The organism is Planococcus sp. MB-3u-03, assembly GCF_002833405.1.
GTDB lineage: Bacteria > Bacillota > Bacilli > Bacillales_A > Planococcaceae > Planococcus.
Window position 1 is genome coordinate 1,264,969 of record NZ_CP025135.1, and the last position, 24,110, is coordinate 1,289,078.

The following is a 24,110-nucleotide window of genomic DNA, read 5'->3' on the forward strand; positions in this document are numbered from 1 at the left end:
AGAAAAGTAGGTGCACCTTTTATTTATAGCAGATCGTAAATTTCCTCTACACTCTGAAAAAGCAGGCGGATATTTTCCGCCTGCTTTTTCTATTGAAGTGATTTATAATGAGCGGCTTTTTCTGCGTACTCTCGGACGATGCGTTCCATATCTTTTGTCCGCCTCGTTCAGTTCACGCACCACTTTTGCGGGCCGGCCGAAAGCCAATGTGCCCGGCGGGATTTTCTTTCCTTGTGCCACAAGGCTTCCTGCGCCGATAAATGCTCCTTCGCCAATTTCTGCACCATCCAAAATGATCGAGCCCATGCCGACTAGAGCGCCTTTTCTAATTTTGCAGCTGTGAAGCGTCACTTGGTGGCCGATGGTGACATCGTCTTCTAAGATGAGCGGATTGTCCGGGCTTTGGTGGAGCATCGACAGATCTTGGATATTGGTGTTTTTTCCAATAATAGTCGGGGCGACGTCGCCGCGGATGACTGTGTTGAACCATACTGAGGAGTTCTCGCCGATTGTCACATCGCCGGTGACGGTCGCATAATCGGCAATGAATGCCGATTTGTCAATCTTTGGTGATTTGTCTTTATATGGATAGATCATGGCAAAGCTCCTTTATCATTGATAAGATGTAATTAGTTCTAATCGTATCAAAACAACGGAAAAGGTCAATCGATCAAGCTGTATAGGGGAGGCGCGGATTATGTGGAAATGGCAAGCGGAAGGCGATGCGAAAGGCGTTATCGTGTTGATCCATAGTGCATACGAGGAGCATAAGCGCTATGCATGGCAAATCGAGAAATGGCGCAGGAACGGGTTTCATGTCTATATGGGCGATCTGCCGGGGCATGGGACGCAAGCAGCAGATGATGCTGTGCACCGCGAACCATTTTTCGCGTATGATAAAACAGCCGCTGAACTGCTGCGGTTGGCAGCGGGAAATGACTTGCCGATCATACTCGCAGGACACGGGCTCGGAGCAGCGATTGCCATCCAGGCCCTTGCTGAAAACCGCCATCCGATAGCGGCGCTTATTCTCACGTCGCCATGGTTTGAATTGCAAAAAGTGCCGAGCAAGCCAACACTTGCCTTGTCCGGAATCAGCAAGCTTACCGGAAAAGGGAAAATCGATCATGGCATCGAATTGCGCCATTTGACGAGACGCAAGTTCCAGGACGAATCGGTGGGTGCCGATCGAGCGATCCAATCGCTCAGTTCACCGGCCTGGTGGAAGGAATTGCAAGGCTATTTGGAGCGAGCCGCACAAATACAGCTTCCTGATTTGCCGGTCATGCTCCACGTGGGCCAGCGCGATTTGATTACACGGACATCAGCTGGGCGCACTTGGCTGTCCAAGCAAGCGGTGAATGAGTTCCATTTCAAGGAATGGCTGTTTTGCTATCACGACCTGCTGCAGGAACCGGAACGGGACGAAATTTTCAAGGCAGTCCTATACTTTGCCGAATCCGCAGCCGAAGCGGAAAGAATGCGCCGCAGCCAATAATCCTATAGTATATTCATAATTATAGGTAATGATAAAAAGGAGAGATGGAGATGCCGCTTCGTTTCAGCATATTAGACCAATCCCCAATTTCGCAAGGCCAGACAGCTAGCGAAGCTTTGGCCGATACGGTCCGGTTGGCGCAACACGCAGAACAATGGGGCTATACGCGCTTTTGGGTATCAGAACATCACGATGCCAAAACTTTGGCGGGCTCTTCGCCGGAAATCCTGATCAGCCATATCGGCGCCAGGACTTTATCGATCCGCTTGGGTTCTGGCGGTGTCATGCTGCCGCATTATTCGGCGTTTAAAGTGGCAGAGAACTTCAATTTATTGGAGAACCTTTATCCCGGACGCATCGATGCGGGAGTGGGCCGTGCGCCTGGCGGCATGCCAAGAGCATCGTTCGCTTTATCGAATGGCCGCTTGCGGGATGCGGGGCGCTTTCCTGAACAGCTGGATGAGCTGCGCATGTATTTGGAAAATAGCATTCCGGAAAGTCATGATTATTATGGAATGAACGCCACCCCGGTGCCGCCGCAAGCGCCGCCGATCTGGATGCTTGGCTCAGGGGAGGGATCTTCGCAATTGGCCGCAGAAAAAGGCTTGCCTTATATGTTCGCCCATTTCATCAACGGCGAAGGCGGACAGGGATTTGCAGCCAACTACAGAAAAAATTTCATTTCCCATAATGGCAATGAACCGTATACAGGTTTTGCGATTTTCGCCGTTTGCCAGGAAACTCGTGAAAAGGCGGAATATGTCGCGTCTTCACTCGACCTGTCGCTTGCGATGGGAGCGCAGGGCATGCCGTCTGACGGTACCCCGCCTCCAGAACAGGCAGCCGCTTACGAATACTCGAAATTCGAAAAGCTGCTCGTTGCGGATAATCGACGGCGCATGGTCGTCGGAGATGCCGTGCAAGTTGTGGATCAATTGGAAGCGCTTGGAGAGGAATATGGCGCCGATGAAGTGATGATCGTTTCCGTCGCCTATGATTTCAATGATAAGTTAACGACGTTCCGATTGATCGCTGAAGAAATGAGCAAAAGAACGTCCGAAAAAAAGCAGTAGGCTGAAAAAACAGCCGGCTGCTTTTTTGCATGTTTGTAGAAAAAGGTTTACAGATGAGCTGGAGGGATAAAGAGATGGAAGAGCAGAAATAAGGAAAGAGGGAATGTATATGTTTGAACGCACCGCAGGCAGCCACGTTGTCGAGCTATTGAAGCAATGGAACGTAGACCATATTTACGGAATGCCGGGGGATTCCATCAATGAATTGATGGAGGAACTGCGCAAAGTGGATATTCGCTTTATCCAGATCCGCCACGAAGAGACAGGGGCGCTCGCTGCTTCGGCCTATTCGAAATTGACTGGGCGCATCGGCGTGTGCCTATCGATCGCAGGACCTGGAGCAATCCATCTGCAAAACGGGTTGTATGATGCGAAGAAAGACAAAACACCGATGCTCGCGATCGTCGGGCAAGTGACAAGCAGTTCTGTCGGGACCGATACCTTCCAAGAGTTGAAATTGGAATCAATGTTTGAAGACGTTTCGGTCTATAACCGCCGCGTGCAAAATGCCGAGCAATTGCCGGATATGCTGAATCAGGCGGTGCGCGCAGCTTACGCAGAAAAAGGCCCGGCTGTGCTCGTTGTGTCGGACGATCTATTCAGCACGAAAATCAAACGGGAAAAGGAGATGACCTCTCCGCAATATTCCGTGCCGCATATCCGGGCGGCGGAAGAAGATTTGAAGGAAGCGCTGAAGCTATTGGAGACTGCGAAAAAGCCAGTCATCTTGGCAGGCAAAGGCGCACAGGACGCACCTGGCGAAGTATTGGCATTTTCGGAAAGGCTGAAAGCGCCAATCATTGCATCGCTTCCGGCTAAAGGTCTGATTCCTGATGATCACCCGAATAACCTAGGACAGCTTGGGCAACTCGGGACAGAACCGGCTGAACAGGCGATGAAACAAGCCGACCTGGTGATCCTAGCCGGTACAGCCTACCCGTACAGGGAGTATTTGCCGGACAAAGCGCCTGCCATCCAAATTGATCTCGAGCCGCGTGTGATCGGAAAATATTATCCGGCGACGGTAGGCGTAGTCGGGGAACTCGGGCCAGCGCTTGCCTGGTTGACAAGCCAGCTCGGCGAAAAAGATCCAGGATTCTTGAATCAATTTCAGGAGAAAAGAAGTGCTTGGCATGACAAGCTGCGTGCTGATATCGATAAGCAAACCGACATGCTCCAACCCCAGCAAGTGCTGGGGGAAATCCAGCACATCATGGAGCGGGACGCTGTCGTTTCACTGGATGTCGGGAGCATCACCATCTGGACAGCGAAGTACTTGCAGTTGACTGGCCAGAAGTTGGTGTTGTCGTCCTGGCTCGGCACGATGGGCTGCGGTTTGCCGGGAGCCATTGCAGCGAAACTGGCATATCCGGAAAGACAGGCCATCGCCATCGTCGGGGACGGCGGATTTTCCATGGGCATGCAGGATTTTGTCACTGCAGTTAAATACGAGCTGCCGATGATCATCGTCGTCTTCAACAACCAGAAGCTTCAATTGATTGAAGACGAACAAAAAATGGCAGGCAATAAGCCGACCAATGTTGAGCTTGCCAATATCGACTTTGCGGCGTTTGCCATTGCTTGCGGCGGTGAAGGCTACACAGTAAAAACACGTGCCGAATTGCAGGACGTTTTATCAAAAGCGAAAGCAAGCAAACAGCCAGTCGTCATCGATGCATACGTGGAAGACATCTCGGCTGTATTATAGAAGAAAATGCAACAGGCATATGAATAGATGAAAGGAAGGCGAAATGGATTGAATTCGAAAATGATAGCACTTGGATTTTATAAACCCGGGAATACGGAACAACCGCCTCAGTTCGAAGCGGTGGAATTGGACAAGCCAGAGCCAAAAGGTCACGATTTGCTTGTGGAGGTAAAGGCGGTATCGGTGAATCCGACCGATTACAAAACGCGTGATTCGAAAAAACCGGACGACGATTCCTTGACGATCGTCGGCAGGGATGTCGCGGGTGTTGTAGTATCGACGGGAAGCGATTGTTCCTTGTTCAAAGAAGGCGATGAAGTATTTTATGCAGGCACCAATGTCCGGGCAGGCGGCCACAGCGAATTTCATTTAGTTGATGAGCGCATCGTCGGCCACAAGCCAAAAACTTGGATTTTGCGCATGCAGCCGCCTTGCCATTGACGGGATTGACCGCAATGGAAGCCTTGTTTGTCCGCTTGGGCATCTCGGAAAACCCTCAGGACAACGAAGGCAAGAACATTCTAATCATCGGCGCTGCGGGAGGTGTCGGTTCGATCGCCACGCAGATCGCCAAATTAGCAGGGCTCACCGTAATCGGAACCGCGTCGCGTCAGGAGACGGTCGAGTGGGCCAAAGATCATGGCGCCCATCACACGATTAACCATCACCAGGAATTGCTGCCTCAATTGAAGGAACGGGGTATGGACGGCGTGGACTATATCTTCTGCCTGACCAATACCGATGACCATATGGCAGGCATGGCCGAAGCGATCCGGCCGCAAGGAAAAATCTGTTCAATCCTGCCAGCGTTCGAACCGCTTGATCCAGGATTCTTCGGAAAAAGCGTGACCTTCGTTTACGAATTGATGTACACGCGTTCGATGTTTCAGACCGAAGACATGATCGAGCAGCATCATTTATTGAATGAGCTGTCAGAGTGGGCAGATAGCGGCAAGGTCCAATCAACGCTCAATGAAAAGATGGCGCCAATCAATCCGGAAAACTTGAAAGAAGCCTACGGAAAATTGATGGCTGGCAAGACGATCGGGAAAATTGTTCTCGAAGGTCCTGTCGAGAAATAAGTGAAAGAGCAGCGTGCACATGCACGCTGCTCTTTTGATTTAGCTGTTATTTCTTTTGGCGTTGCTGTTTTTTCTCGATCGCGACTAAAAATGGCGGAGAATGCTGTTGGTTGATGAATTCGTATTTCATGACGTCGTAGCGGGTTTGCGGCAATTGCTTGACGTAATCCATCACCGCGTCGCGCTCTTCGCTGCCGCCCTCGTGGCCGGAGTAAATGACGGCTAACACCAAGCCGCCAGCTTTCAAACGTTCGAGGCATTGCCCGATTGCCTGCAAAGTGCTGTTGGCTTTGGTGATGATGGTGTGGTCGCCTTTTGGCAAATAGCCAAGATTGAAAACGGCAGCCGAAATCGGTTCCGCTACGTATTGAGAGATTTTCGCATGGCTGTCGCAAATCAATTCGACATGACGAAACGCTTCTGTGCGCTGCCTGGTCGCTTCGATTGCTTGTTGCTGGATATCGAATGCATAGACTTTTCCGGAGTCACCGGTAAGCCCAGCCAGGAAATGGGTATCATGCCCGTTTCCGGCAGTGGCATCCACTACTGTATCTCCTTTTTGGACAACTTGTTCGAGCAAGGATTTGGTGAAAGGCAAGACGCGTTGCAAGGTCATAATGCCACACTCCCCGCATAATGCTTGCCTTGCCAACTGCCGCGAGTTTCGAGTTCTTTATCGATGCCGTTTAGCACTTCCCATTTATTCGTGCTCCACATCGGGCCGATCATCAAATCGATCGGGCCGTCGCCGGTGATGCGCTGGACGACCATATCGGGCGGGATGATTTCCAGCTGGTCGGCGACGAGTTGGATATAGGCATCTTTTTCCATAAAATCGAGCATGCCTTTTTCATATTGTTTAACCATCGGCGTGCCATTCAATAGATGCAAGAGGTGGATCTTGATTCCTTGGACATCGAGTTTTGCGACTGTCTGTGCCGTTTCCATCATCATGTCTTTGTCTTCAAGCGGCAAGCCGTTGATGATGTGGCTGCATATATTGATGCCGTGTGCACGCAGTTTGTCGACACCTTGTTTGTACGTGTCAAAATCATGTGCACGGTTGATGAGCTGCGCAGTGCGCTCATGAACAGTCTGCAGGCCGAGTTCCACCCATAAATACGTGCGTTCATTGAGTTCAGCTAAGTATTCAACAACTTCATCCGGCAAGCAGTCGGGCCGTGTGCCGATGCTAATGCCGACCACATTTTCCTGTGCGAGTGCCGCTTCAAATTGTCTTTTGATAACGTCAATCGGCGCATGGGTATTCGTATATGCTTGAAAATAGGCAATGTATTTGGCATCTTTCCATTTGCGGTGCATTTTCGCTTTCACTTGCTCGAATTGCACAGGAATCGGGTCAACACGGTCTCCGGCAAAATCACCAGAACCAGCGACAGAGCAAAATGTGCAGCCGCCAAATGCAACTGTGCCATCACGATTCGGGCAGTCAAATCCAGCATCGAGCGAGATTTTCATGATCTTTTCGCCGAACTGCCCGCGCAAATGGCGGTTCCATGTATAATAACGCTTCCCGTCACTCGGGAAGGGGAATTCATTGTCCATAATAAAACCACTCCTTAGCTGTCATTATAACACGCAGTTGCTGCCCGAAAAGCCGCCAAAAATCGTGTGCCCATTGTCCTTGTTGCGTTTCCCATGGAGTTTTGGTTAAATTGTTAATGGAAGCGTTTTATTGAATCAAAATTCAGTTAATGTTGCAGAGGGGGAAACGCGCGATGAAACCGATTTACAATTCTGCCAAAGAGGCAGTCGAACCGATACAAGACGGTGCCACCATCATGGTTGGAGGATTCGGGCTGGTCGGCATTCCAGAACAGCTGATCCTAGCGCTTGTCGATAAAGGGGTAAAAGATCTAACAATAATTTCCAATAACTGTGGGGTCGACGAATGGGGCCTTGGCTTATTGCTGAAAAACAAGCAAATCAAGAAAATGATCGGCTCGTACGTCGGCGAAAATAAAGAATTCGAACGCCAAGTGTTGTCGGGCGAAATCGAAGTGGAGCTCACGCCTCAAGGCACGCTTGCTGAAAAAATGCGCGCAGGCGGAGCCGGAATTCCGGCGTTTTTCACACCGGCAGGCGTCGGCACAACCGTCGCTGAAGGCAAGGAAATACGCGAATTCGATGGCAAGGAACACGTGCTTGAAATGGCGTTGAAAGCTGATTTCTCACTCGTCCGTGCACATACTGCAGATAAAATGGGCAATCTCGTCTACAACAAGACTGCACAGAACTTCAACCCGCTAGCGGCAGCTGCCGGGAAAGTGACGATTGCGGAAGTCGAGCATATAGTGGAAATCGGCGATATCGACCCGAACCACGTGCAAACGCCGAGCATTTACGTACAAGGCTTGCTGCAAGCAGACCAAGAAAAACGAATCGAGCGTTTGACGACGCGTTAAGAAAGGGTGGGGACAGAAGTGGACAAACAGGCTATCAGAGAACGAATCGCAAAACGAGCGGAAAAAGAAATCAACGACGGAGATTACGTCAACCTTGGCATCGGCATGCCAACTTTGGTCGCAAACTTCATTTCCGATAATAAGCAAGTCGTCTTGCAGTCCGAAAACGGATTGCTCGGCATCGGGCCGTATCCGACAGAAGACCAAGTCGATCCCGATTTGATCAATGCCGGAAAAGAAACCGTCACGACGATCCCAGGCTCCGCATTTTTCACGAGCGCCGAGTCATTCGCGATGATCCGCGGCGGGCATATCGATGTCGCCATTCTTGGAGGCATGGAAGTCGCAGAAAACGGCGATCTAGCCAACTGGATGATCCCAGGGAAAATGATCAAAGGCATGGGAGGCGCGATGGATCTTGTCCATGGCGCGAAAAAAGTCATCGTCATCATGGACCATGTATCAAAAGACGGTTCAGCGAAAATCAAAAAAGCGTGCGAATTGCCGCTGACCGGGAAAGCGGTCGTTAATTTGATCATCACAGAACGCGCGGTGATTGAAGTGACGGATACTGGCCTCGTGTTGAAAGAAGTATTCGAAGGCTTCTCGGTCGACGACGTCGTCGCTGCAACCGATGCCGAGTTGAATACTGATAGCGTCAAAGTACACTGAGCTATTGCATAAAAACAGGCGCTCAGCTAAAATGAAATCAATAGCAAATGGCCGTGAAGAGGAGCAGTAGGACATATATGCATAAAAGAGAGCCGGCGGATGGTGCGAGCCGGCATGCAGGATGTCTGAACTCGCCTTGGAGTCTGCGCAATGATTGCGCCGTTTTCCGCGTTAAGGAATCAAGTTGAGCGCCAGAGCGCTAATTTGGGTGGTACCGCGGGAAAAATCCCGTCCCTTAGTTTAAGGGGCGGGATTTTTTTATTTTGCTGAAAACTTGCTACGCTAGCGGACATCCGCTTGTATTTAGAGGAGGAAAATTGGAAATGTCTTTTAATCACAAGGAAATCGAAAAGAAATGGCAGCAACATTGGCAAGAAAACAAAACCTTCAAAACGGAGAACACGCCGGGCAAAGAAAAATTCTACGCACTTGATATGTTCCCGTATCCGTCAGGTGCCGGGCTTCACGTCGGGCATCCGGAAGGCTACACGGCGACCGATATCTTAAGCCGCCAAAAACGCATGCAAGGCTTTGATGTGCTTCATCCGATGGGCTGGGATGCATTCGGTTTGCCGGCAGAACAATACGCGCTCGATACCGGCAATGACCCTGCGGAATTCACGGCGAAAAACATCGAGACCTTCAAGCGCCAAATCCAGGAACTCGGCTTCTCATATGATTGGGACCGTGAAATCAACACGACCGACCCAAACTATTATAAATGGACGCAATGGATTTTCATCCAGCTTTACAATAAAGGCTTGGCATATGTCGATGAAGTAGCGGTCAACTGGTGCCCGGCACTTGGCACCGTCTTGGCCAATGAAGAAGTGGTCGACGGGGTTTCTGAACGCGGAGGCCATCCGGTCGAACGCCGCCCGATGCGTCAATGGGTGTTGCGGATCACTGAATACGCAGACCGCTTGCTGGAAGACTTGAACGAACTCGATTGGCCGGAAAGCTTGAAGGACATGCAACGCAACTGGATCGGCAAATCCGAAGGCGCGGAGCTCGAATTCAAGATTGACGGCACCGGGCTTTCATTCCGTGCATTCACGACGCGCCCGGATACAATTTTTGGCGCGACTTACGCGGTACTTGCCCCAGAGCATAAATTGGTTGGGGAAATTACGACATCTGATAAGAGCGAAGCGGTAGTTGAGTATATCGACAAAGTAAAAACGAAAAGTGATTTGGAGCGCACGGATCTCGCGAAAGATAAAACGGGCGTCTTCACTGGTGCTTATGCGATCAATCCGGCAAGCGGCGAGAAAATGCCAATCTGGATTGCAGATTATGTCCTTGCGACATACGGAACAGGCGCGATCATGGCCGTGCCGGCACATGATGAACGCGATTATGAATTTGCGAAACAATTCGACTTGCCGATCGTCGAAGTCGTCTCAGGCGGCAACATCGACGAAGAAGCCTACGCTGGCGACGGCGAACTCGTCAACTCCGGTTTCCTTGACGGATTGAACAAAAACGAAGCGATTGGAAAAGCGATCGACTGGCTCGAGCAACAAGGCGTAGGCGAGAAGAAAATCACCTACCGTTTGCGCGACTGGCTGTTCAGCCGCCAACGCTATTGGGGCGAACCGATTCCGATCATCCACTGGGAAGACGGCACGATGTCTCCGGTCGATGATAAGGACCTGCCGCTGGAACTTCCAGTCACAACGGATATCAAGCCGAGCGGGACAGGCGAATCGCCGCTTGCCAATATCGAGGAATGGGTTAATGTCACGCATCCTGAAACCGGCATGAAAGGCCGCCGCGAAACGAACACGATGCCGCAATGGGCAGGCAGCTGTTGGTATTATTTGCGCTTTATCGATCCGACCAACGACGAAGCCATCGCAGATCCGGAGTTATTGAAACGCTGGCTGCCGGTTGATGTCTACATCGGTGGGGCGGAACACGCCGTCCTTCACTTATTGTATGCGCGTTTCTGGCATAAAGTATTGTACGACCTTGGCGTCGTGCCGACAAAAGAGCCATTCCAGAAATTGTTCAACCAAGGGATGATTCTTGGTGAAGGCAACGAGAAAATGTCGAAATCCAAAGGCAATGTCGTCAACCCGGACCAAATTATCGAAAGCCACGGCGCGGATACGTTGCGCATGTACGAAATGTTCATGGGGCCGCTCGAAGCGTCCATCGCCTGGTCGACAAACGGACTAGACGGATCTCGTCGTTTCCTTGACCGCGTGTGGCGTTTACTGATCGAAGACGATGCGATTTCGAGCAAAGTCAGCGACCAAAATGACGGCAAACTGGAGAAAATCTACAACCAGACCGTCAAGAAAGTGACCGAAGACTTCGACGGCCTTCGTTTCAATACGGCAATTTCGCAAATGATGGTATTCATCAATGAAGCGTATAAAGCCGACAACTTACCGAAAGAGTATATCGAAGGCTTCGTGAAGATGCTGTCGCCGATCGCGCCGCATTTGGCCGAAGAGCTTTGGAACAAACTTGGGCATAGCGAGACGGTAACGTATGAAGCGTGGCCGACATATGACGAGTCGAAACTGGTCGATGACGAAGTCGAAATCGTCGTCCAAGTGAACGGCAAAGTGAGAAGCAAGCTGACTGTCGCAAAAGACAGCACGAAGGAACAACTGGAAGAAGCGGCACTCGCCGACGAGCACGTCCAAAAGGCGGCAGAAGGCAAGCAAGTACGCAAAGTCATCGCCATTCCAGGGAAATTGGTTAATATCGTTGTAGGATGAAAAATGAAAGCCGCCAGGGAAATTTCTCTGGCGGTTTTTTTCATATTGAATAACAATGGGACAGTGAAATTTTAGAGATTCTTGAGACTGGAAGAGTCAATTCTAGAAAAGTGAGTGGAAAAGCTTCCGCTTTTCGACTGCGTTTCAGGGGACTGCTTGGGGCTCGCAGGATGCGAGTCATGCAGCTGATGCGACAGGACGTCGCGTTTTCAGCTGCCCGGGGATGGGGCGGGTGTTGAGCCAAGGTGGCAAATAGCGCGCCACCTTTGTCTCGCCAGCCCGCTCGGTCCCCCAGGCGTCGCCCCTTTTCACTCCGTCTCCTAGTTTTAGAGTGGAAAATAATTTCTTTAGCTCACTCAGCAGAAGGTGTGGAACTGCATCATTTTTAGCTTGCTTCATGTAGAGATAAAAATGGAAATGGTCATCGTCCACTAAATACAACAAAAGCTGGCCGAATAGAACATCATATGACCAGACGCCGCTTCTTGGGAAGCGATTCCCCACTAGCCCGCAACTGGATACGGAAGTAGAGTTGATTAAACAGTCTTCACACAACGAAATCGCTCAGCCGCCGAGTGTCAAGGGTGAGCCGACGCAATAAGACAGGTGCTCTTCCTGGCTTATTGCCAAAGGCCAACCCAAAGCTAGGTGGTGAATACTAAGATGAAACTTAAATCAATGTTCAATAACATTTCCGCAAGAAAACTCTCACTATCTATTCCAAACTTATCCAGGAAGCGAGTTCCCCGCTAGCCGGCAACTGAATAAAGAAGCTAATCTGCTTAAACCGTCTTCATACAATGAAATCTCTTAGCCGCCGAGCGTAAAGGGGTGAGCCGACGCAATAAGACAGACGTTCTTTCTGGCTTATTGCCAAAGGCCAACCCAAAGCCGGGCGGCGACTATGAAGGAAACTGTACTTCAATATTCAGTAACATTTCCACAAGAAAACTCCCGCTATCTTTGATTCTGTCTACTTTAAGAAGTGAGTCCTCATTTGCTCTTTCAACTTCATTCCATAAAAAGCCCATTGCTTAAGCAATGGGACTTTGGGTTTGATAAGAAGCAGCGAACTCGGCTGCGTTTTTCCTGCCACGTGCCCGGTAACAAGGGCGGAAGTGATATTATAGCCGCCGGTGTAGCCGTGGATGTCGAGGATTTCGCCACAGAAGAACAAGCCGGGTTTTTCTTCGAATGCATCGTTTTCGGTTCGATTTCCTTGATCGATACGCCGCCGCCTGTAACAAACGCTTTTCGATCGGCTGTGTTCCGGAGACGGTCATCGTGAATGCCGTCATTTCAGCAGCGAGCGCACGGACTTTATCTGCCGGCAATTCTGCGCCGGTCAATTGCGGGTCGATGCCTGCACGGTCCAACAGGAACAATAGCCAGCGTTCCTGAGCCAAACCTTTCCAGACATTTTTCAACGCTTTTTCGGTTCGTCTTTCATCAATTTATGAAGCAGCTGGAAAGCCGATTCCGCATTGTCATCCGGCATGGAATTGATGCGGACGGTGACAGCTTGGCCACCGTTTTTCTTCATTTCCTTGACGACGTATTGGCTGCAGCGCAGGATGGCAGGCCCGCTCAAGCCGAAATGGGTGAACAGCATATCCATCTGGTGCGTGACGAGCGCTTTGCTTTTTATTGAGCACCGTGACGGCGACATCGCGCAGGGCAAGCCCTTGCAGGTCGCGTGATTTGATGAACGGTTCATTCGACAACAAAGGAACTTCCGTCGGATAGAGGTCGGTGACTGTGTGTCCCGCTTTTTCTGCCCAAGGATAGCCGTCTCCGGTCGATCCGGTTTGCGGCACCGCTTTGCCGCCGACTGCGACCACCACTGCGTGCGATTCGAATTCCTCGCCAGAGTGCAGGCGGATGCCGGTCACTTTTTCGTCGTTCATCAATAAGCTTTTGACGGGGAATCGAGTTTTCGCTCAACGCCGAGCCGGTCCATCTCGCCAAACATCGCATCAGCAACGTCTTGTGCGCGGTTTGACACAGGGAACATGCGGCCGTGGTCTTCTTTCAAGGCAACGCCGAGATTTTCGAAGAACTGGATGATGTCCTCGTTATTGAATACCGAAAACGGGCTGTACATGAAGCGGCCATTTCCAGGAATGTGGCGGACGATTTCTTCCAAAGGCAGGCGGTTGGTCACATTGCAGCGCCCGCCGCCGGAGATGATCAATTTCTTGCCGAGCTTTTGCCTTTTCGACGAGCAGCACGCGCTTGCCGTTCGATGCGGCAGCGATGGAAGCCATTAAACCGGATGGGCCTCCGCCGATGATGATGATGTCATACATATAATAAAAACTCACTTTCGTTTTTCTTTTCAGTATACACGATGAGGCAAAACACGTTGAGTAATTTTGTCTATAGGTGTAAACTATCGTGTAGATTGCTTTTATTTTGAACAAAGTCAGGAGTGCAAAATGTCCTCATTAATTAAAGGTACCGCCATTTTAACTTTAGGTTTATTTCTGTCGAAAGTGCTCGGCGTCATCTACATCATCCCGTTTTACAGTATGGTCGGGGAAGATAATATCGGACTTTACCAGTATGCATACATACCGTACAACTTGATGCTTGCACTGGCGATATCCGGTGCACCGATCGCTTTTTCCAAGTTCACGGCTAAATACAATTCACTCGGTGATTACGAAACCGGGAGGCGATTATTGAGTTCAGGTTTGTTGACGATGATGGTTACCGGCATCTTATCGTTTTGGCACTTTATCTGCTGGCTGAGCCACTCGCACGCATCACCATTTCGGAAGATGAGCTCATCTACTCGGTAGATGATATCGCAGATGCGATCCGCTGGGTCAGCTTCGCCTTGATCGTCGTTCCGTTCATGAGTCTTTGGCGCGGCTTTTCCAAGGCTATAACTACATGATGCCGACCGCTGTTTCGCAATTGATCGAGCAGATTGTCCGCATCATCTTCCTGCTCGGCGGCGCGTTCGCTGTCATTTATCTTTTGATGGCACGCCGAAGACCGCTATCCAGTTCGCCGTTTTGTCGGCTGCAGTCGGGGCGCTTGGCGGGCTTGTCACCTTGTATTATTTCTGGCGCAAAAGAAGCCGGAATACAATCACTTACTTGCAACATCCGTTGAATCCTATGATGTGCGGTTGCGTGATATGTACCGCGAAATCCTACTATATGCCGTACCGGTCATTTTCCTCGGCATCGCCAACCCGTTGTTCCAGTTCGTCGATTTGATGACCTTCAACCGGGCAATGGCAGCCGGCAATAATATCATGGAGACGGACCTTCTCGGTATCTTGAATTTGACTGCCCATAAACTGGTCATGATTCCAGTTATGCTTGCGACAGGCTTTTCGATGGCGCTCATTCCGCTCATCACGAAGCATTTCACGCGCAATGAACACTTGCAAGTGACCAAAACATTGGATCAGTCGTTCCAGTTGATCTTGTTCTTGACCTTGCCTGCAGTCATCGGCATGACGATGCTGTCGGATGAGCTGTATCACGTCTTCTACAAAGTCAGTGATGTCGGTTCTGAGATTTTGGCGCATTATCTGCCGGTCGCGATCCTGTTTGCCGCATTCCCTGTGACAGCATCGATCTTGCAAGGCATCAACAAACAAAATGGATCATCATCAACTTGCTGATTGGCCTCGGGCTTAAGGCCTTGCTGAATACGCCGCTGATTATGTGGTTCGAGACGGACGGCGCGATCGCTGCGACAATCATCGGCTATGTCGTCGCAATTACGATGAATATGATCGTCATTTCGAAGACGATGAATTATCGCTCGAAAATGGTGTTCCGCCGCATTTTACTCATTCTCATCTTGAATGCCGTCATGGCGTTCGCTGTGTATTTTGCAATGAATGGCCTCGATTATATTATCGGCATGGACAATAAATTCTTGTCGATGATCCGCATCGTCTTGATCGGCGGAGTGGGCGCTATTGTCTACGGATACCTCAGCTTGAAGACAGGGCTTGCCCAGAAGCTGCTCGGCGCGAGAATTACGCGCATTACAAGACGCTTCGGCTTCTAGGAGGAACTAATATGAGAATCGATAAACTATTGTCGAATTCAGGATTCGGCTCAAGAAAAGAAGTGAAAATCTTACTTAAATCGAAAGCGGTGGAAGTGAACGGGAAACGGTGCGCGATCCGAAGTTTCACGTTGATGAAAAAGCGGATGAAGTATCGGTCGCCGGTGAACCGGTCGTCTACCGGGAGTTTATTTATTTTATGATGAACAAACCGCAAGGCGTCATTTCAGCGACAGAAGACCGCTTCGATGAAACCGTCATCGATTTGCTGACAGAAGGTGAGCAGCGCTTTGAGCCGTTTCCGGTCGGGCGCCTCGATAAAGATACGGAAGGGCTGCTGCTGATCACAAACGACGGTAAATTGGCCCATGAGCTGCTGTCGCCGAAAAGCATGTCGATAAAACCTATTACGCGAAAATCGACAGCCCCGTAACGGATGAAGATATAGAAGCATTCAAACAAGGCGTCGTGCTCGATGATGGTTACGAGACAAAGCCTGCGCAGCTGCACATTTTACACAGCGGGGAAGAATCCGAAATCGAATTGACCATTACGGAAGGGAAATTCCACCAGGTCAAGCGCATGTTCGAAAGCGTGAATAAGCAAGTGGTATTTTTGAAGCGTTTGTCGATGGGCACGCTCCAATTAGACAAAACGCTCGAACTCGGAGAATACCGCGAACTAACGGAAGATGAATTAACTAAATTAAAACAAAGAAAATGACCGCCTAGGCGGTCATTTTCTTTGTTTTCAGGACGTCATTTTGACTTTTTTCTTCGTCGTTGTCCATTTGCCCCGAACCGGGCTTTCTATCAGTTCGTTAAAGGCCAACACATTCAAATCCCTTTGAATGGTGCGAGGAGTGATGCCGAATTCATCGACCAGATCCTGTGTGGTCACAGTCCCGTTTTCGAGAATGTACTTGTACATGTCTTTGATTCGAATGAGCATGCGGTCAGTTGTGGGTTTCATAAGTTAAGAACCACTCCTTCATCTTTAGTACCAATGGCAAAGACTAGCGGACGCGTGAGTGTGGTGTATACAGCGATTAAGGAATAATAGCGGTAGACAGCTCCTTTTTTTTAGAAAATCCGTCAATTTGACTTGTCTGACAATTTGATTATATCGGAAAAACTTCTCAAATTCCATGATTTTGGGTTTCTTTACTAGAACTTAATATGAATGATATAGAAAAAAATCCCCGAAAATAACCGGCTGTTCTTTAAATTATTTGAAAAAGGTGTACAATAGCCATAACAAAAAGGAGTGTGAGGCATGGATTGGCAGCAGGAAGCAGAGCGGCGTAAAGAAGAATTGCTCAGTGAATTGCAGGAGTTGATCGCAATTCCGAGCGTATTAAGCGAAGACGGAAATCCTGACGCTCCTTACGGAAAAGAAGTTCGGCAAGCGCTGGATTGGTTTTTGGAAAAAGGAGACCGTGCAGGTTTCAAAGTGAAAAACATCGCCAATGTCGCAGGGCATTTGGAGACAGGCGAAGGGCCGGAACTTCTCGGGATTCTTGGCCACGTCGATGTCGTTCCAGCCGGAGACGGTTGGACAAAAGAGCCGTTTGGCGGCGAAATCGCCGACGGGAAATTGTTCGGGCGCGGTGCCATCGATGATAAAGGCCCGACAATCGCTGCATGGATGGCGCTGAATATGGTCAAAGATGCAGGATTCGAGTTCAAACGCCGTGTCAGGTTGATCATCGGCACTGACGAAGAAAGCGGCTTTCGCTGCGTGGAGCGTTATTTCCAAACAGAAGAAATGCCGGATATCGGATTTGCGCCGGATGCGGATTTTCCGATCATCAATGCAGAGAAAGGCATCGCGGACATCAAGTACACGCTTGGTGCTGCAGAAACTGGCGAATTGCTGGAATTCACTTCAGGGGAACGGACCAATATGGTGCCGGACCGTGCGGTGGCAAGAGTTGCACTAGAAAGCGGCGAGATTGATGCGGCATTCCGGAAATTTTGCGAAACGGAAAAGGTGTCGGGCGACTGCACGCCGAATGCTGATGGTGCAATTTTGACCCTAAATGGCAAATCGGCCCACGCGATGGAACCGGATGCAGGCGTTAATGCGGGCATTTTGCTCGCGAAATTTTTGCAGGATAAAGTTTCAGGAGACGGAGCTGAATTCGTCCGCTTCATCGCCCATTATTTCAGCGGTGATTCCAGAGGCCGAAAACTCGGGCTCTCGTTTTCGGATGAAGCGTCCGGCGACACGACATTCAATGCCGGAATCATGCGCTTTAAGGCGGGGGAACTTGCCGCTGTTCGCGTCAGCATGCGCTACTCGGTCAGCTGCCCATTCGATGACTTGGTGGCTGGCCATCGAATAGATGGGGTTGAAATGGATATATTATCCAACTCACGACCGCATCATGTCGATGCAGCCGATCCATTCATTCAAACACTGCAGCAGGCTTACGAGAAGCAGACCGGCGAACCGGCAGAACTATTGGCGATCGGTGGCGGCACATATGCACGCGTGCTCGATAAAGGCGTCGCTTTCGGCATGTTGTTCCCGGGAGAGCCGGATGTCGCCCACCAAGCAGACGAATTCGTCGATATCGACAATTTGGTAAAAGCAACAGCGATATATGCAGAAGCCATTTATCAACTGGCTTGCAAATAATTACAGGAAAGAAGGAATGGCAATGGAATGGATTTTGTCCAATGGAGAGATTGTAAAAGAACAGGATTTGGAGATTTCAAAAGAAGACCGCGGGTACCAGTTCGGCGACGGCATTTACGAAGTCATCCGCGTTTACGAAGGTGACTTGTTCACGGCAACGGAACATATCGACCGTTTCTATGCCAGCGCAGAGAAAATCCGCATAACGGTTCCTTACACGAAAGATGTGTTCCATAAGATGCTCCATGACTTAGTCGAATTGAACAATATCGACAACGGCCAAGTGTATGTACAGATTACACGCGGAGCGGCTCCGCGAAACCATCAATTCCCGGAAAATGCTGAGCCGGTTGTTGTCGGTTACACGAAATCGGTCGAGCGCCCTGTGGAATTCCTGGAAAACGGCGTGAAAGCGCTCTTGGTCGAAGATGTACGCTGGTTGCGCTGCGACATCAAGAGCTTGAACTTGCTCGGCAATGTGATGGCGAAACAGCAGGCTTATGAAGAAGGCTATTTCGAAGCGATCCTTCACCGCGGCGATACGGTGACGGAAGGTTCGTCATCGAATATGTACGGTATCAAAGACGGAGTTCTTTACACACACCCAGCGACCAACTTGATCTTGAACGGCATCACGAGACGCGTCATTTTCGAGCTATGCGACGAATTGGGGATCGACGTAGTGGAGACGGCGTTCACGAAGCAGCAGGCACTTGAGATGGATGAATTCTTCATGTCTTCGACAACTTCCGAAGTCATGCCGGTCATTGAAATTTCTGGTCAGAAAATTGCGGACGGCACGCCTGGCGAATTGACGCGCAAACTGCAAAAAGCTTTTGAAGCGCGGATTAAATTGGGCGTTATTTCCTGATTCCTGCACTTATTATGCAATCCCGGGACCAGCAAAGAGCTGGTCCTTTTTTTACGCCCGTCAGTTATAATGAATAGAGGTGATGACAATGAGCACGCATTATTTTATTGGGATCCGGATTCCGCAACAAGCAGCTGAAAAAATTGGGCAAGCGAGAGATTCGTGGGAGCTGACTACCCATAAGCGTTCAACGCCTCCTGCAGATATGCATATTACCTTGATTTTTATTGGTGAAGACCGCTTCGATGAATTGGGAGAGATTGCCGAACGGCTCAGGCAAATCGATCAAGCGCCGTTTCGCTTACAGCTCGCCGGCGTGAAGACGTTCGGCAATCCCGAAACTCCACGCATCGTCTATGCCGCACTTTCTGACAGCCCTGAATTGATGGAACTTCAACACGCTGTGCAGCAACAGCTGGATCCATTGCAGCTTGCTACTGATCCGAAACCGTTTGTCCCTCATATCACGCTCGCCAGCCGCTGGAAAGGCGGAAGCTTGCCGGAAAACTGGCCGCTGGAAGAGCTGGAATTTCCGGTCGATTCGTTCTCTTTATTCGAGATTCATCCACGCGAAACCCCGCGATACAAAGAAATTCAAACTTATCGATTGAAAGGCGGCGCTTAAGCGTCAGGGAAACTACTATGGAGATTGTCTTTATCATTAATCCAACAGCCGGCAACGGGGCGGCACTTAGGAAATGGCGCAAGTTTTCCGAAACGATCGATTTCCCCTACGAACAATTCGTCACTCGTTCTCCAGGACATGCGTTTCAATTGGTCGAACAATTGAAACAAAGGGAACGGAAAACCTTGGTGATCGGCTTTGGCGGAGATGGGACGATGCGTGAAATTGCTGCAGCTGCGGCCGGGGCGGAGCTTTTATTCATCGCTTCGGTTCCCGCCGGGTCGGGCAATGATTTTGCCCGCAGCTTCAGCTGTTTTGCCATGGCGCATGAAATCAGCCGTTTTTTGGCATGCCCTGGAGGATTGCTGACCGATATCGGGCAAGTAGGAGTTAAATCGGAGCAGCTATTTGCCAGCAGTTCCGGCATCGGCTTTGACGCAGCTGTCGCACATGCTGTCAATCATTCGCGAATGAAACGATGGCTGAATAAATTCGGTCTCGGCAAATTGGCGTATTTGATTTTCGTCGTCACGACATTGTTTGCATTCAAGAAGTTCCGCCTGACGGTCGAATCGGATGAAGCGCTGTACCATTACGAGGACGTATGGCTCGCCACCGTCAGCAATCAGCCGTATTTTGGCGGCGGTATGAAGATTTCACCTAATTCGTCTGTCCATGATGGCCAGCTCGAATTGACGGTCGTTCACCGTCTGCCGAGATTGAAACTACTGGCCGTTTTTGGTACGGTATTTAGCGGAAGCCATACGAAATTTTCGGAAGTCGTGCAGTTCAGCGGTAAACATTTTTCGCTCGCAGTGGATCGCCCAGTGCCGCGCCATATGGATGGGGACGATGCGGGAATGGCGGATGCGCAAGAACCACTCGAGTTTCGCGTATCAACAAAACAATGGCAACAAGCAAAATTATAAGCAGAAAGAGGATGTCTATACATGAGAGCAAGATATAAACCATGGGCGGCGGATTTGATCGAAGCCCATCCGGAAATCGTCATTCCGAACCCGGAAGCGCTAAAAGGCAAATGGCACGAAGAGTTCGGCAATGACCACCCGATCCACATCGAGGCCGGAAGCGGGAAAGGCCGTTTCATTACGGGCATGGCACAAGCCAATCCGGATATTAATTACATTGGGATTGAACTGTTCGAAAGCGTGATCGTGACAGCACTTCAAGGGGCGTTAGAGCCGGAAGGCGGCATCCCGAACCTGCGCCTCTTGCAAGTGAACGCGCAGGAACTTGAAACGTTTTTCGAAGCAGGCGAGATCGATCGCGTTTACTTGAACTTTTCGGATCCTTGGCCGAAGACGCGACACGCGAAACGGCGTTTGACGCATGAGAGTTTTTTGAAATTGTATGAACGTGTGTTGCCTGAAGGGGGCGAAATTCATTTCAAGACCGATAACCGCGGGCTTTTTGAATATTCGCTCACGAGCATTTCCGAATATGGTATGTTATTGAAGGATGTATCGCTGGATCTTCATGCCAATGAACCGGAATGGAATATCATGACGGAATATGAAGAGAAGTTTTTGAAAAAAGGGCAGCCGATCTACCGGCTGGAGGCGAAATTCCAAGCGTAACATCAACTCATAAGGGGGAGTTTGTATGCAGAAATTTCAATTTCACGACATGTTGTTAACTTGGCTTGATGGGGGAACGACTTGGCTCGACGGAGGCACGATGTTCGGGGTCGTCCCGAAAGTGGTGTGGTCGAAACGCTATCCTGCAAATGAGCAGAACCAGATCGAATTGCCGACACATCCGATTTTGGTGCAATTCGATGGGCATTACATCCTCGTCGACAGCGGCCTCGGCAATGGCAAATTGACCGATCGCCAAAAGCGCAATCTGGGCGTTTCCTCGGAATCACGTGTGGAAGAGGAGCTGGAAGAGCTTGGCTTGTCTGCACAAGATATCGACACGGTCTTGATGACGCATCTACACGGCGATCACGCGGCTGGCCTGACGAAAAAGCAGGGCGAGGCATATGTGTCTGCGTTCCCGAACGCAAAAATTTACGTATCGGCTGTGGAATGGGAGGAAATGCAAAACCCGAACATCCGCTCACGCAATACGTATTGGAAAGAAAATTGGGAGCCGATCACCGGACAGGTCGAAACCTTTGCCGACAAAGTGACCGTTTTCGATGCAATCACCATGATCCATACGGGGGGCCATTCAAACGGGCATAGTGTCATCAAATTTGAACAGAATGGGGAGACGGTTCTCCACATGGGTGACATCATGCCGACCCATGCACACCAAAATCCACTGTGGGTATTGGCGTTTGACGATTACCCGATGGACTCGATCTATGCAAAAGACAAGCTGATGAAAGAAGCGCTGCCGGGCAATTTCTATTTCAGCTTCTATCACGATGCTTTTACCGCCTCATCAAATGGAACGAGGACGGCAAAGAAATCATTGATGCACTGGAACGTAAAGATAAAGTGTTTGAATAAAAAGCCAAAACGCCCTGCGGATATACCGCAGGGCGTTTTAACGTGGGTCTTCTATGATTTGGTGACTTCAAGACAGCTCCTGTATAGGCATCGGCCAGAAACTCATATTGCTCGAGTTCATCGTTGCGGTGGCGCGTGATGCCGCCTTTATACACTTCGGTCTTGACCGCATGTTGTTTGTAAGGCTCGGTTTTCATAAAGATCCACGAACCGTCGATCGGTCCTTCTTCTTTGAAGGACTGTTTGACTTTCTTCAACACATCATCGGCCGGGTAAAGCGTCTGTTTGTTTTCGTAAACTTCCTTTGCGATATAGGCTGCGGCTGCACCGGCAGCAAATCCAACGAGCAAATCACGATTTTCATGAAAACCCTCCTTTGCATTCTGGCTAAATTGTACCATAAAGCGGAAAATACACGCCACGAACTGTAAACACTCAAAATATTTCGTCAATCGAACTACCTGAACTGGCATTCACAAGGAAAAGCTCTAAACTGATAAAGGATACACTTACATATTTTTCAAGGGGAACAAAATGAACCAGGATACAAGAGCGATGTTTAAAACTTTAACCGAGCTTCCAGGAGCACCCGGCAATGAACACGCCGTGCGCAAGTTCATGCGCAGCGAGCTTGAAAATATTCGGACGACATTATTTCGGATAACCTCGGCAGCATATTCGGCGTCAAAAAGGCGCACAAGATGGGCCGCGCGTCATGGTAGCCGGCCATATGGACGAAGTCGGATTCATGGTCACGCAAATCACCGATAATGGCATGCTGCGCTTTCAGCCCCTCGGCGGCTGGTGGAATCAAGTCATGCTCGCCATGCGTGTGGACGTGGTTGCAGGAGACCGCATCGTTCCGGGCGTCGTCGGGTCAATCCCGCCGCATCTGCTGGATGAAGCGACGCGCCAAAAGCCGATGGACATCAAGAACATGCTGATCGATATCGGCGCAGATGATAAGGAAGATGCATTATCAATGGGCGTTCGCCCTGGACAGCAAATCGTCCCATTCAGCCCGTTCACGCCGATGGCCAATGACAAGAAAATCATGGCAAAAGCGTGGGACAACCGCTATGGTTGCGGCTTATCGATTGAATTGCTGAAAGAATTGCAAGGCGAGTCCTTGCCGAACCAATTGTTCTCCGGTGCGACGGTCATGGAAGAAGTCGGCCTTCGCGGAGCGCAGACGGCAGCTAATCTGATCCAGCCAGATATCTTCTATGCGCTGGACGCAAGCCCGGCAAACGATGCGACAGGGGACAAGAACGAATTCGGCCAACTAGGGAAAGGGGCGCTTTTGCGCATCCTCGATCGCACGATGGTCACGCATCGCGGCATGCGCGAATTCATTTTGGATACGGCCGAAACGCATAACATCCCGTATCAATACTTCGTCTCGCAAGGCGGGACCGATGCTGGGAAAGTCCACATCGCCAACGAAGGGATTCCGAGTTCTGTCATCGGCATCTGCTCACGCTATATCCATACTTCCGCTTCGGTCATCCACACAGACGATTACGCAGCAGCCAAAGAGCTGCTCGTGAAACTGGTGAAAGCAACAGACCGGTCGACGATTGACACAATCAAACAAAACGTCTGACGAAAAGCGGCCCCCGGGCCGCTTTTTATCTGGTTACGAATACAAATTTGACGTGATGTAAAGGAGAGGCAACTATGAAATTATGTGTGGCATCGACCAATCCGGCTAAAACCGGGGCAGTCGCATCAGCTCTTGAGAAATTAGGCATTCAGGCAGAGATTAATCAACAAGAAGCACAATCAGGTGTTTCAGCACAGCCATTCTCCATTGAAGAAACCAGAGTGGGAGCGATCAATCGCGCGCATCATGTGCTTGGGGATTGTGACGCGGCGATCGGATTGGAAGGCGGCGTCTTTGAACTCGAAGGGACATTGTATCTATGCAATTGGGGAGCACTCGTTACGTCTGGTGGAGCAGTTTATGTTGCAGGCGGTGCGCAAGTTCCATTGCCTGCGGAAGTTGCCATGCTCTTGCGTGCTGGCGAAGAGCTCGGGCCTGTCATGGACCGCTATGCACAGGAAACAGGCATCCGCCATCATAAAGGGGCGATCGGCATTTTGACTGCCGGCAAGCTGAACCGTGTCGAGATGTTTTCCCAAATCATCGTTTTATTGTTCGGGCAATGGCAGGCAAACAGCGATTAAGTTGCATGTGCCCATAAACATCTTTAAAATGTAGCTAGAAAAGAAAAGCATATTCAATCAAGCCCATTT

At 50.1% G+C, this 24,110-nt stretch carries 17 protein-coding genes, 7 pseudogenes and 1 other annotated feature; of the genes and pseudogenes, 18 read left to right on the forward strand and 6 right to left on the reverse strand.

From position 1 onward, the window contains the following. Nucleotides 1-89: 89 nt before the first annotated feature. Nucleotides 90-597, reverse strand: a pseudogene (locus CW734_RS07640) (gamma carbonic anhydrase). Between the two features lie 100 nt (nt 598-697). Between CW734_RS07640 and CW734_RS07645 the strand changes: the two are divergent. The 4 genes and pseudogenes from CW734_RS07645 (at nt 698) to CW734_RS07660 (ending at nt 5,361) form a co-directional block, all read left to right on the forward strand. Beyond that, nucleotides 698-1,498: an alpha/beta hydrolase gene (locus CW734_RS07645; RefSeq protein ID WP_101190044.1), complete on the forward strand. Its 801-nt coding sequence runs from the start codon at nt 698-700 to the stop codon at nt 1,496-1,498. Nucleotides 1,499-1,548: 50 nt separating this feature from the next. Further along, on the forward strand, nt 1,549-2,571 hold the full coding sequence (locus CW734_RS07650; RefSeq protein ID WP_101190045.1) for an LLM class flavin-dependent oxidoreductase: 1,023 nt from the start codon (nt 1,549-1,551) through the stop codon (nt 2,569-2,571). Between the two features lie 109 nt (nt 2,572-2,680). Next, nucleotides 2,681-4,279, forward strand: coding sequence for a pyruvate oxidase (locus CW734_RS07655; protein ID WP_101190046.1), 1,599 nt, complete (start codon nt 2,681-2,683; stop codon nt 4,277-4,279). 60 nt (nt 4,280-4,339) lie between these two features. Beyond that, nucleotides 4,340-5,361, forward strand: a pseudogene (locus CW734_RS07660) (zinc-binding alcohol dehydrogenase family protein). Between the two features lie 46 nt (nt 5,362-5,407). Here CW734_RS07660 and CW734_RS07665 read toward each other — a convergent pair. Beyond that, nucleotides 5,408-5,977, reverse strand: coding sequence for a tRNA 5-(aminomethyl)-2-thiouridylate-methyltransferase MnmM (locus CW734_RS07665; RefSeq protein ID WP_101190047.1), 570 nt, complete (start codon nt 5,975-5,977; stop codon nt 5,408-5,410). Further along, nucleotides 5,974-6,927, reverse strand: coding sequence for a tRNA modification radical SAM protein MnmL/YtqA (locus CW734_RS07670; protein WP_101190048.1), 954 nt, complete (start codon nt 6,925-6,927; stop codon nt 5,974-5,976). The genes CW734_RS07665 and CW734_RS07670 overlap by 4 nt, the downstream gene beginning before the upstream one ends. A 173-nt stretch (nt 6,928-7,100) precedes the next feature. Between CW734_RS07670 and CW734_RS07675 the strand changes: the two genes are divergently transcribed. The 3 genes from CW734_RS07675 to leuS all read left to right on the forward strand — a co-directional run bounded on the left by CW734_RS07675 (nt 7,101) and on the right by leuS (nt 11,194). After that, on the forward strand, nt 7,101-7,787 hold the full coding sequence (locus tag CW734_RS07675) for a CoA transferase subunit A (RefSeq protein ID WP_101190049.1): 687 nt from the start codon (nt 7,101-7,103) through the stop codon (nt 7,785-7,787). A gap of 18 nt (nt 7,788-7,805) precedes the next feature. Next, entirely contained in the window at nt 7,806-8,459 is a 654-nt protein-coding gene (locus tag CW734_RS07680) for a 3-oxoacid CoA-transferase subunit B (protein ID WP_058381144.1), read from the forward strand. Nucleotides 8,460-8,503: 44 nt separating this feature from the next. Continuing rightward, nucleotides 8,504-8,698, forward strand: a binding site (T-box leader). Nucleotides 8,699-8,782: 84 nt separating this feature from the next. After that, nucleotides 8,783-11,194, forward strand: a complete 2,412-nt coding sequence (gene leuS, locus CW734_RS07685) for a leucine--tRNA ligase (protein ID WP_101190050.1) — start codon at nt 8,783-8,785, stop codon at nt 11,192-11,194. Between the two features lie 973 nt (nt 11,195-12,167). Here the strand turns inward: leuS and CW734_RS19920 are convergent. Then, nucleotides 12,168-13,503, reverse strand: a pseudogene (locus CW734_RS19920) (NAD(P)/FAD-dependent oxidoreductase). 129 nt (nt 13,504-13,632) lie between these two features. On the opposite strand from CW734_RS19920, the pseudogene CW734_RS07710 reads away from it, so the two are divergent. Both CW734_RS07710 and CW734_RS07715 read left to right on the forward strand, forming a co-directional pair. Beyond that, a pseudogene (locus CW734_RS07710) lies at nt 13,633-15,232 on the forward strand (putative polysaccharide biosynthesis protein). An 11-nt stretch (nt 15,233-15,243) separates the two neighbouring features. Next, nucleotides 15,244-15,955: pseudogene (locus tag CW734_RS07715) on the forward strand (pseudouridine synthase). A gap of 27 nt (nt 15,956-15,982) precedes the next feature. On the opposite strand, the gene CW734_RS07720 reads toward CW734_RS07715, so the two are convergent. Continuing rightward, nucleotides 15,983-16,204 carry a DeoR family transcriptional regulator gene (locus CW734_RS07720; RefSeq protein WP_101190054.1) on the reverse strand — a complete coding sequence of 74 codons (222 nt, stop codon included), beginning with the start codon at nt 16,202-16,204 and terminating at the stop codon, nt 15,983-15,985. Nucleotides 16,205-16,507: 303 nt separating this feature from the next. Here CW734_RS07720 and pepV point away from each other — a divergent pair, with 303 nt between their 5' ends. The 6 genes and pseudogenes from pepV to CW734_RS07750 all read left to right on the forward strand — a co-directional run bounded on the left by pepV (nt 16,508) and on the right by CW734_RS07750 (nt 21,851). Continuing rightward, complete coding sequence (pepV, locus tag CW734_RS07725; protein WP_101190055.1) at nt 16,508-17,875, forward strand: dipeptidase PepV; 1,368 nt, start codon at nt 16,508-16,510, stop codon at nt 17,873-17,875. Between the two features lie 22 nt (nt 17,876-17,897). After that, a complete protein-coding gene (dat, locus tag CW734_RS07730) occupies nt 17,898-18,746 on the forward strand; it encodes a D-amino-acid transaminase (protein ID WP_101190056.1) in 849 nt (282 codons plus the stop codon). Nucleotides 18,747-18,834: 88 nt separating this feature from the next. Beyond that, nucleotides 18,835-19,371 carry an RNA 2',3'-cyclic phosphodiesterase gene (thpR, locus tag CW734_RS07735; RefSeq protein ID WP_101190057.1) on the forward strand — a complete coding sequence of 179 codons (537 nt, stop codon included), beginning with the start codon at nt 18,835-18,837 and terminating at the stop codon, nt 19,369-19,371. A 17-nt stretch (nt 19,372-19,388) separates the two neighbouring features. Beyond that, nucleotides 19,389-20,300, forward strand: a complete 912-nt coding sequence (locus CW734_RS07740) for a diacylglycerol/lipid kinase family protein (protein WP_101190058.1) — start codon at nt 19,389-19,391, stop codon at nt 20,298-20,300. Between the two features lie 21 nt (nt 20,301-20,321). Next, nucleotides 20,322-20,969 carry a tRNA (guanosine(46)-N7)-methyltransferase TrmB gene (gene trmB, locus CW734_RS07745; protein WP_101190059.1) on the forward strand — a complete coding sequence of 216 codons (648 nt, stop codon included), beginning with the start codon at nt 20,322-20,324 and terminating at the stop codon, nt 20,967-20,969. A 25-nt stretch (nt 20,970-20,994) separates the two neighbouring features. Then, nucleotides 20,995-21,851 (forward strand): annotated as a pseudogene (locus CW734_RS07750) (YtnP family quorum-quenching lactonase). Here CW734_RS07750 and CW734_RS19670 read toward each other — a convergent pair. Beyond that, entirely contained in the window at nt 21,773-22,069 is a 297-nt protein-coding gene (locus tag CW734_RS19670) for a PepSY domain-containing protein (protein ID WP_332871049.1), read from the reverse strand. The pseudogene CW734_RS07750 and the gene CW734_RS19670 sit on opposite strands and share 79 nt — an antisense overlap. Here CW734_RS19670 and CW734_RS19675 point away from each other — a divergent pair. From CW734_RS19675 to CW734_RS07765, 3 genes and pseudogenes are all read left to right on the forward strand, one after another. Continuing rightward, nucleotides 21,959-22,282, forward strand: a complete 324-nt coding sequence (locus CW734_RS19675) for a hypothetical protein (protein ID WP_332871055.1) — start codon at nt 21,959-21,961, stop codon at nt 22,280-22,282. The two genes, CW734_RS19670 and CW734_RS19675, sit on opposite strands and share 111 nt — an antisense overlap. A gap of 103 nt (nt 22,283-22,385) precedes the next feature. Continuing rightward, nucleotides 22,386-23,457 (forward strand): annotated as a pseudogene (locus CW734_RS07760) (M42 family metallopeptidase). A 74-nt stretch (nt 23,458-23,531) separates the two neighbouring features. After that, complete coding sequence (locus tag CW734_RS07765) at nt 23,532-24,041, forward strand: DUF84 family protein (RefSeq protein WP_101190061.1); 510 nt, start codon at nt 23,532-23,534, stop codon at nt 24,039-24,041. Nucleotides 24,042-24,110: the final 69 nt, after the last annotated feature.

Bases quoted from the DNA above. Each gene is read 5' to 3' on its own strand.
- CW734_RS07645 (WP_101190044.1), top strand. From the start codon at position 698: ATGTGGAAATGGCAAGCGGAAGGCGATGCGAAAGGCGTTATCGTGTTG.
- CW734_RS07650 (WP_101190045.1), top strand. From the start codon at position 1,549: ATGCCGCTTCGTTTCAGCATATTAGACCAATCCCCAATTTCGCAAGGC.
- CW734_RS07655 (WP_101190046.1), top strand. From the start codon at position 2,681: ATGTTTGAACGCACCGCAGGCAGCCACGTTGTCGAGCTATTGAAGCAA.
- CW734_RS07665 (WP_101190047.1), bottom strand. From the start codon at position 5,977: ATGACCTTGCAACGCGTCTTGCCTTTCACCAAATCCTTGCTCGAACAA.
- CW734_RS07670 (WP_101190048.1), bottom strand. From the start codon at position 6,927: ATGGACAATGAATTCCCCTTCCCGAGTGACGGGAAGCGTTATTATACA.
- CW734_RS07675 (WP_101190049.1), top strand. From the start codon at position 7,101: ATGAAACCGATTTACAATTCTGCCAAAGAGGCAGTCGAACCGATACAA.
- leuS (WP_101190050.1), top strand. From the start codon at position 8,783: ATGTCTTTTAATCACAAGGAAATCGAAAAGAAATGGCAGCAACATTGG.
- CW734_RS07720 (WP_101190054.1), bottom strand. From the start codon at position 16,204: ATGAAACCCACAACTGACCGCATGCTCATTCGAATCAAAGACATGTAC.
- pepV (WP_101190055.1), top strand. From the start codon at position 16,508: ATGGATTGGCAGCAGGAAGCAGAGCGGCGTAAAGAAGAATTGCTCAGT.
- dat (WP_101190056.1), top strand. From the start codon at position 17,898: ATGGAATGGATTTTGTCCAATGGAGAGATTGTAAAAGAACAGGATTTG.
- thpR (WP_101190057.1), top strand. From the start codon at position 18,835: ATGAGCACGCATTATTTTATTGGGATCCGGATTCCGCAACAAGCAGCT.
- CW734_RS07740 (WP_101190058.1), top strand. From the start codon at position 19,389: ATGGAGATTGTCTTTATCATTAATCCAACAGCCGGCAACGGGGCGGCA.
- trmB (WP_101190059.1), top strand. From the start codon at position 20,322: ATGAGAGCAAGATATAAACCATGGGCGGCGGATTTGATCGAAGCCCAT.
- CW734_RS07765 (WP_101190061.1), top strand. From the start codon at position 23,532: ATGAAATTATGTGTGGCATCGACCAATCCGGCTAAAACCGGGGCAGTC.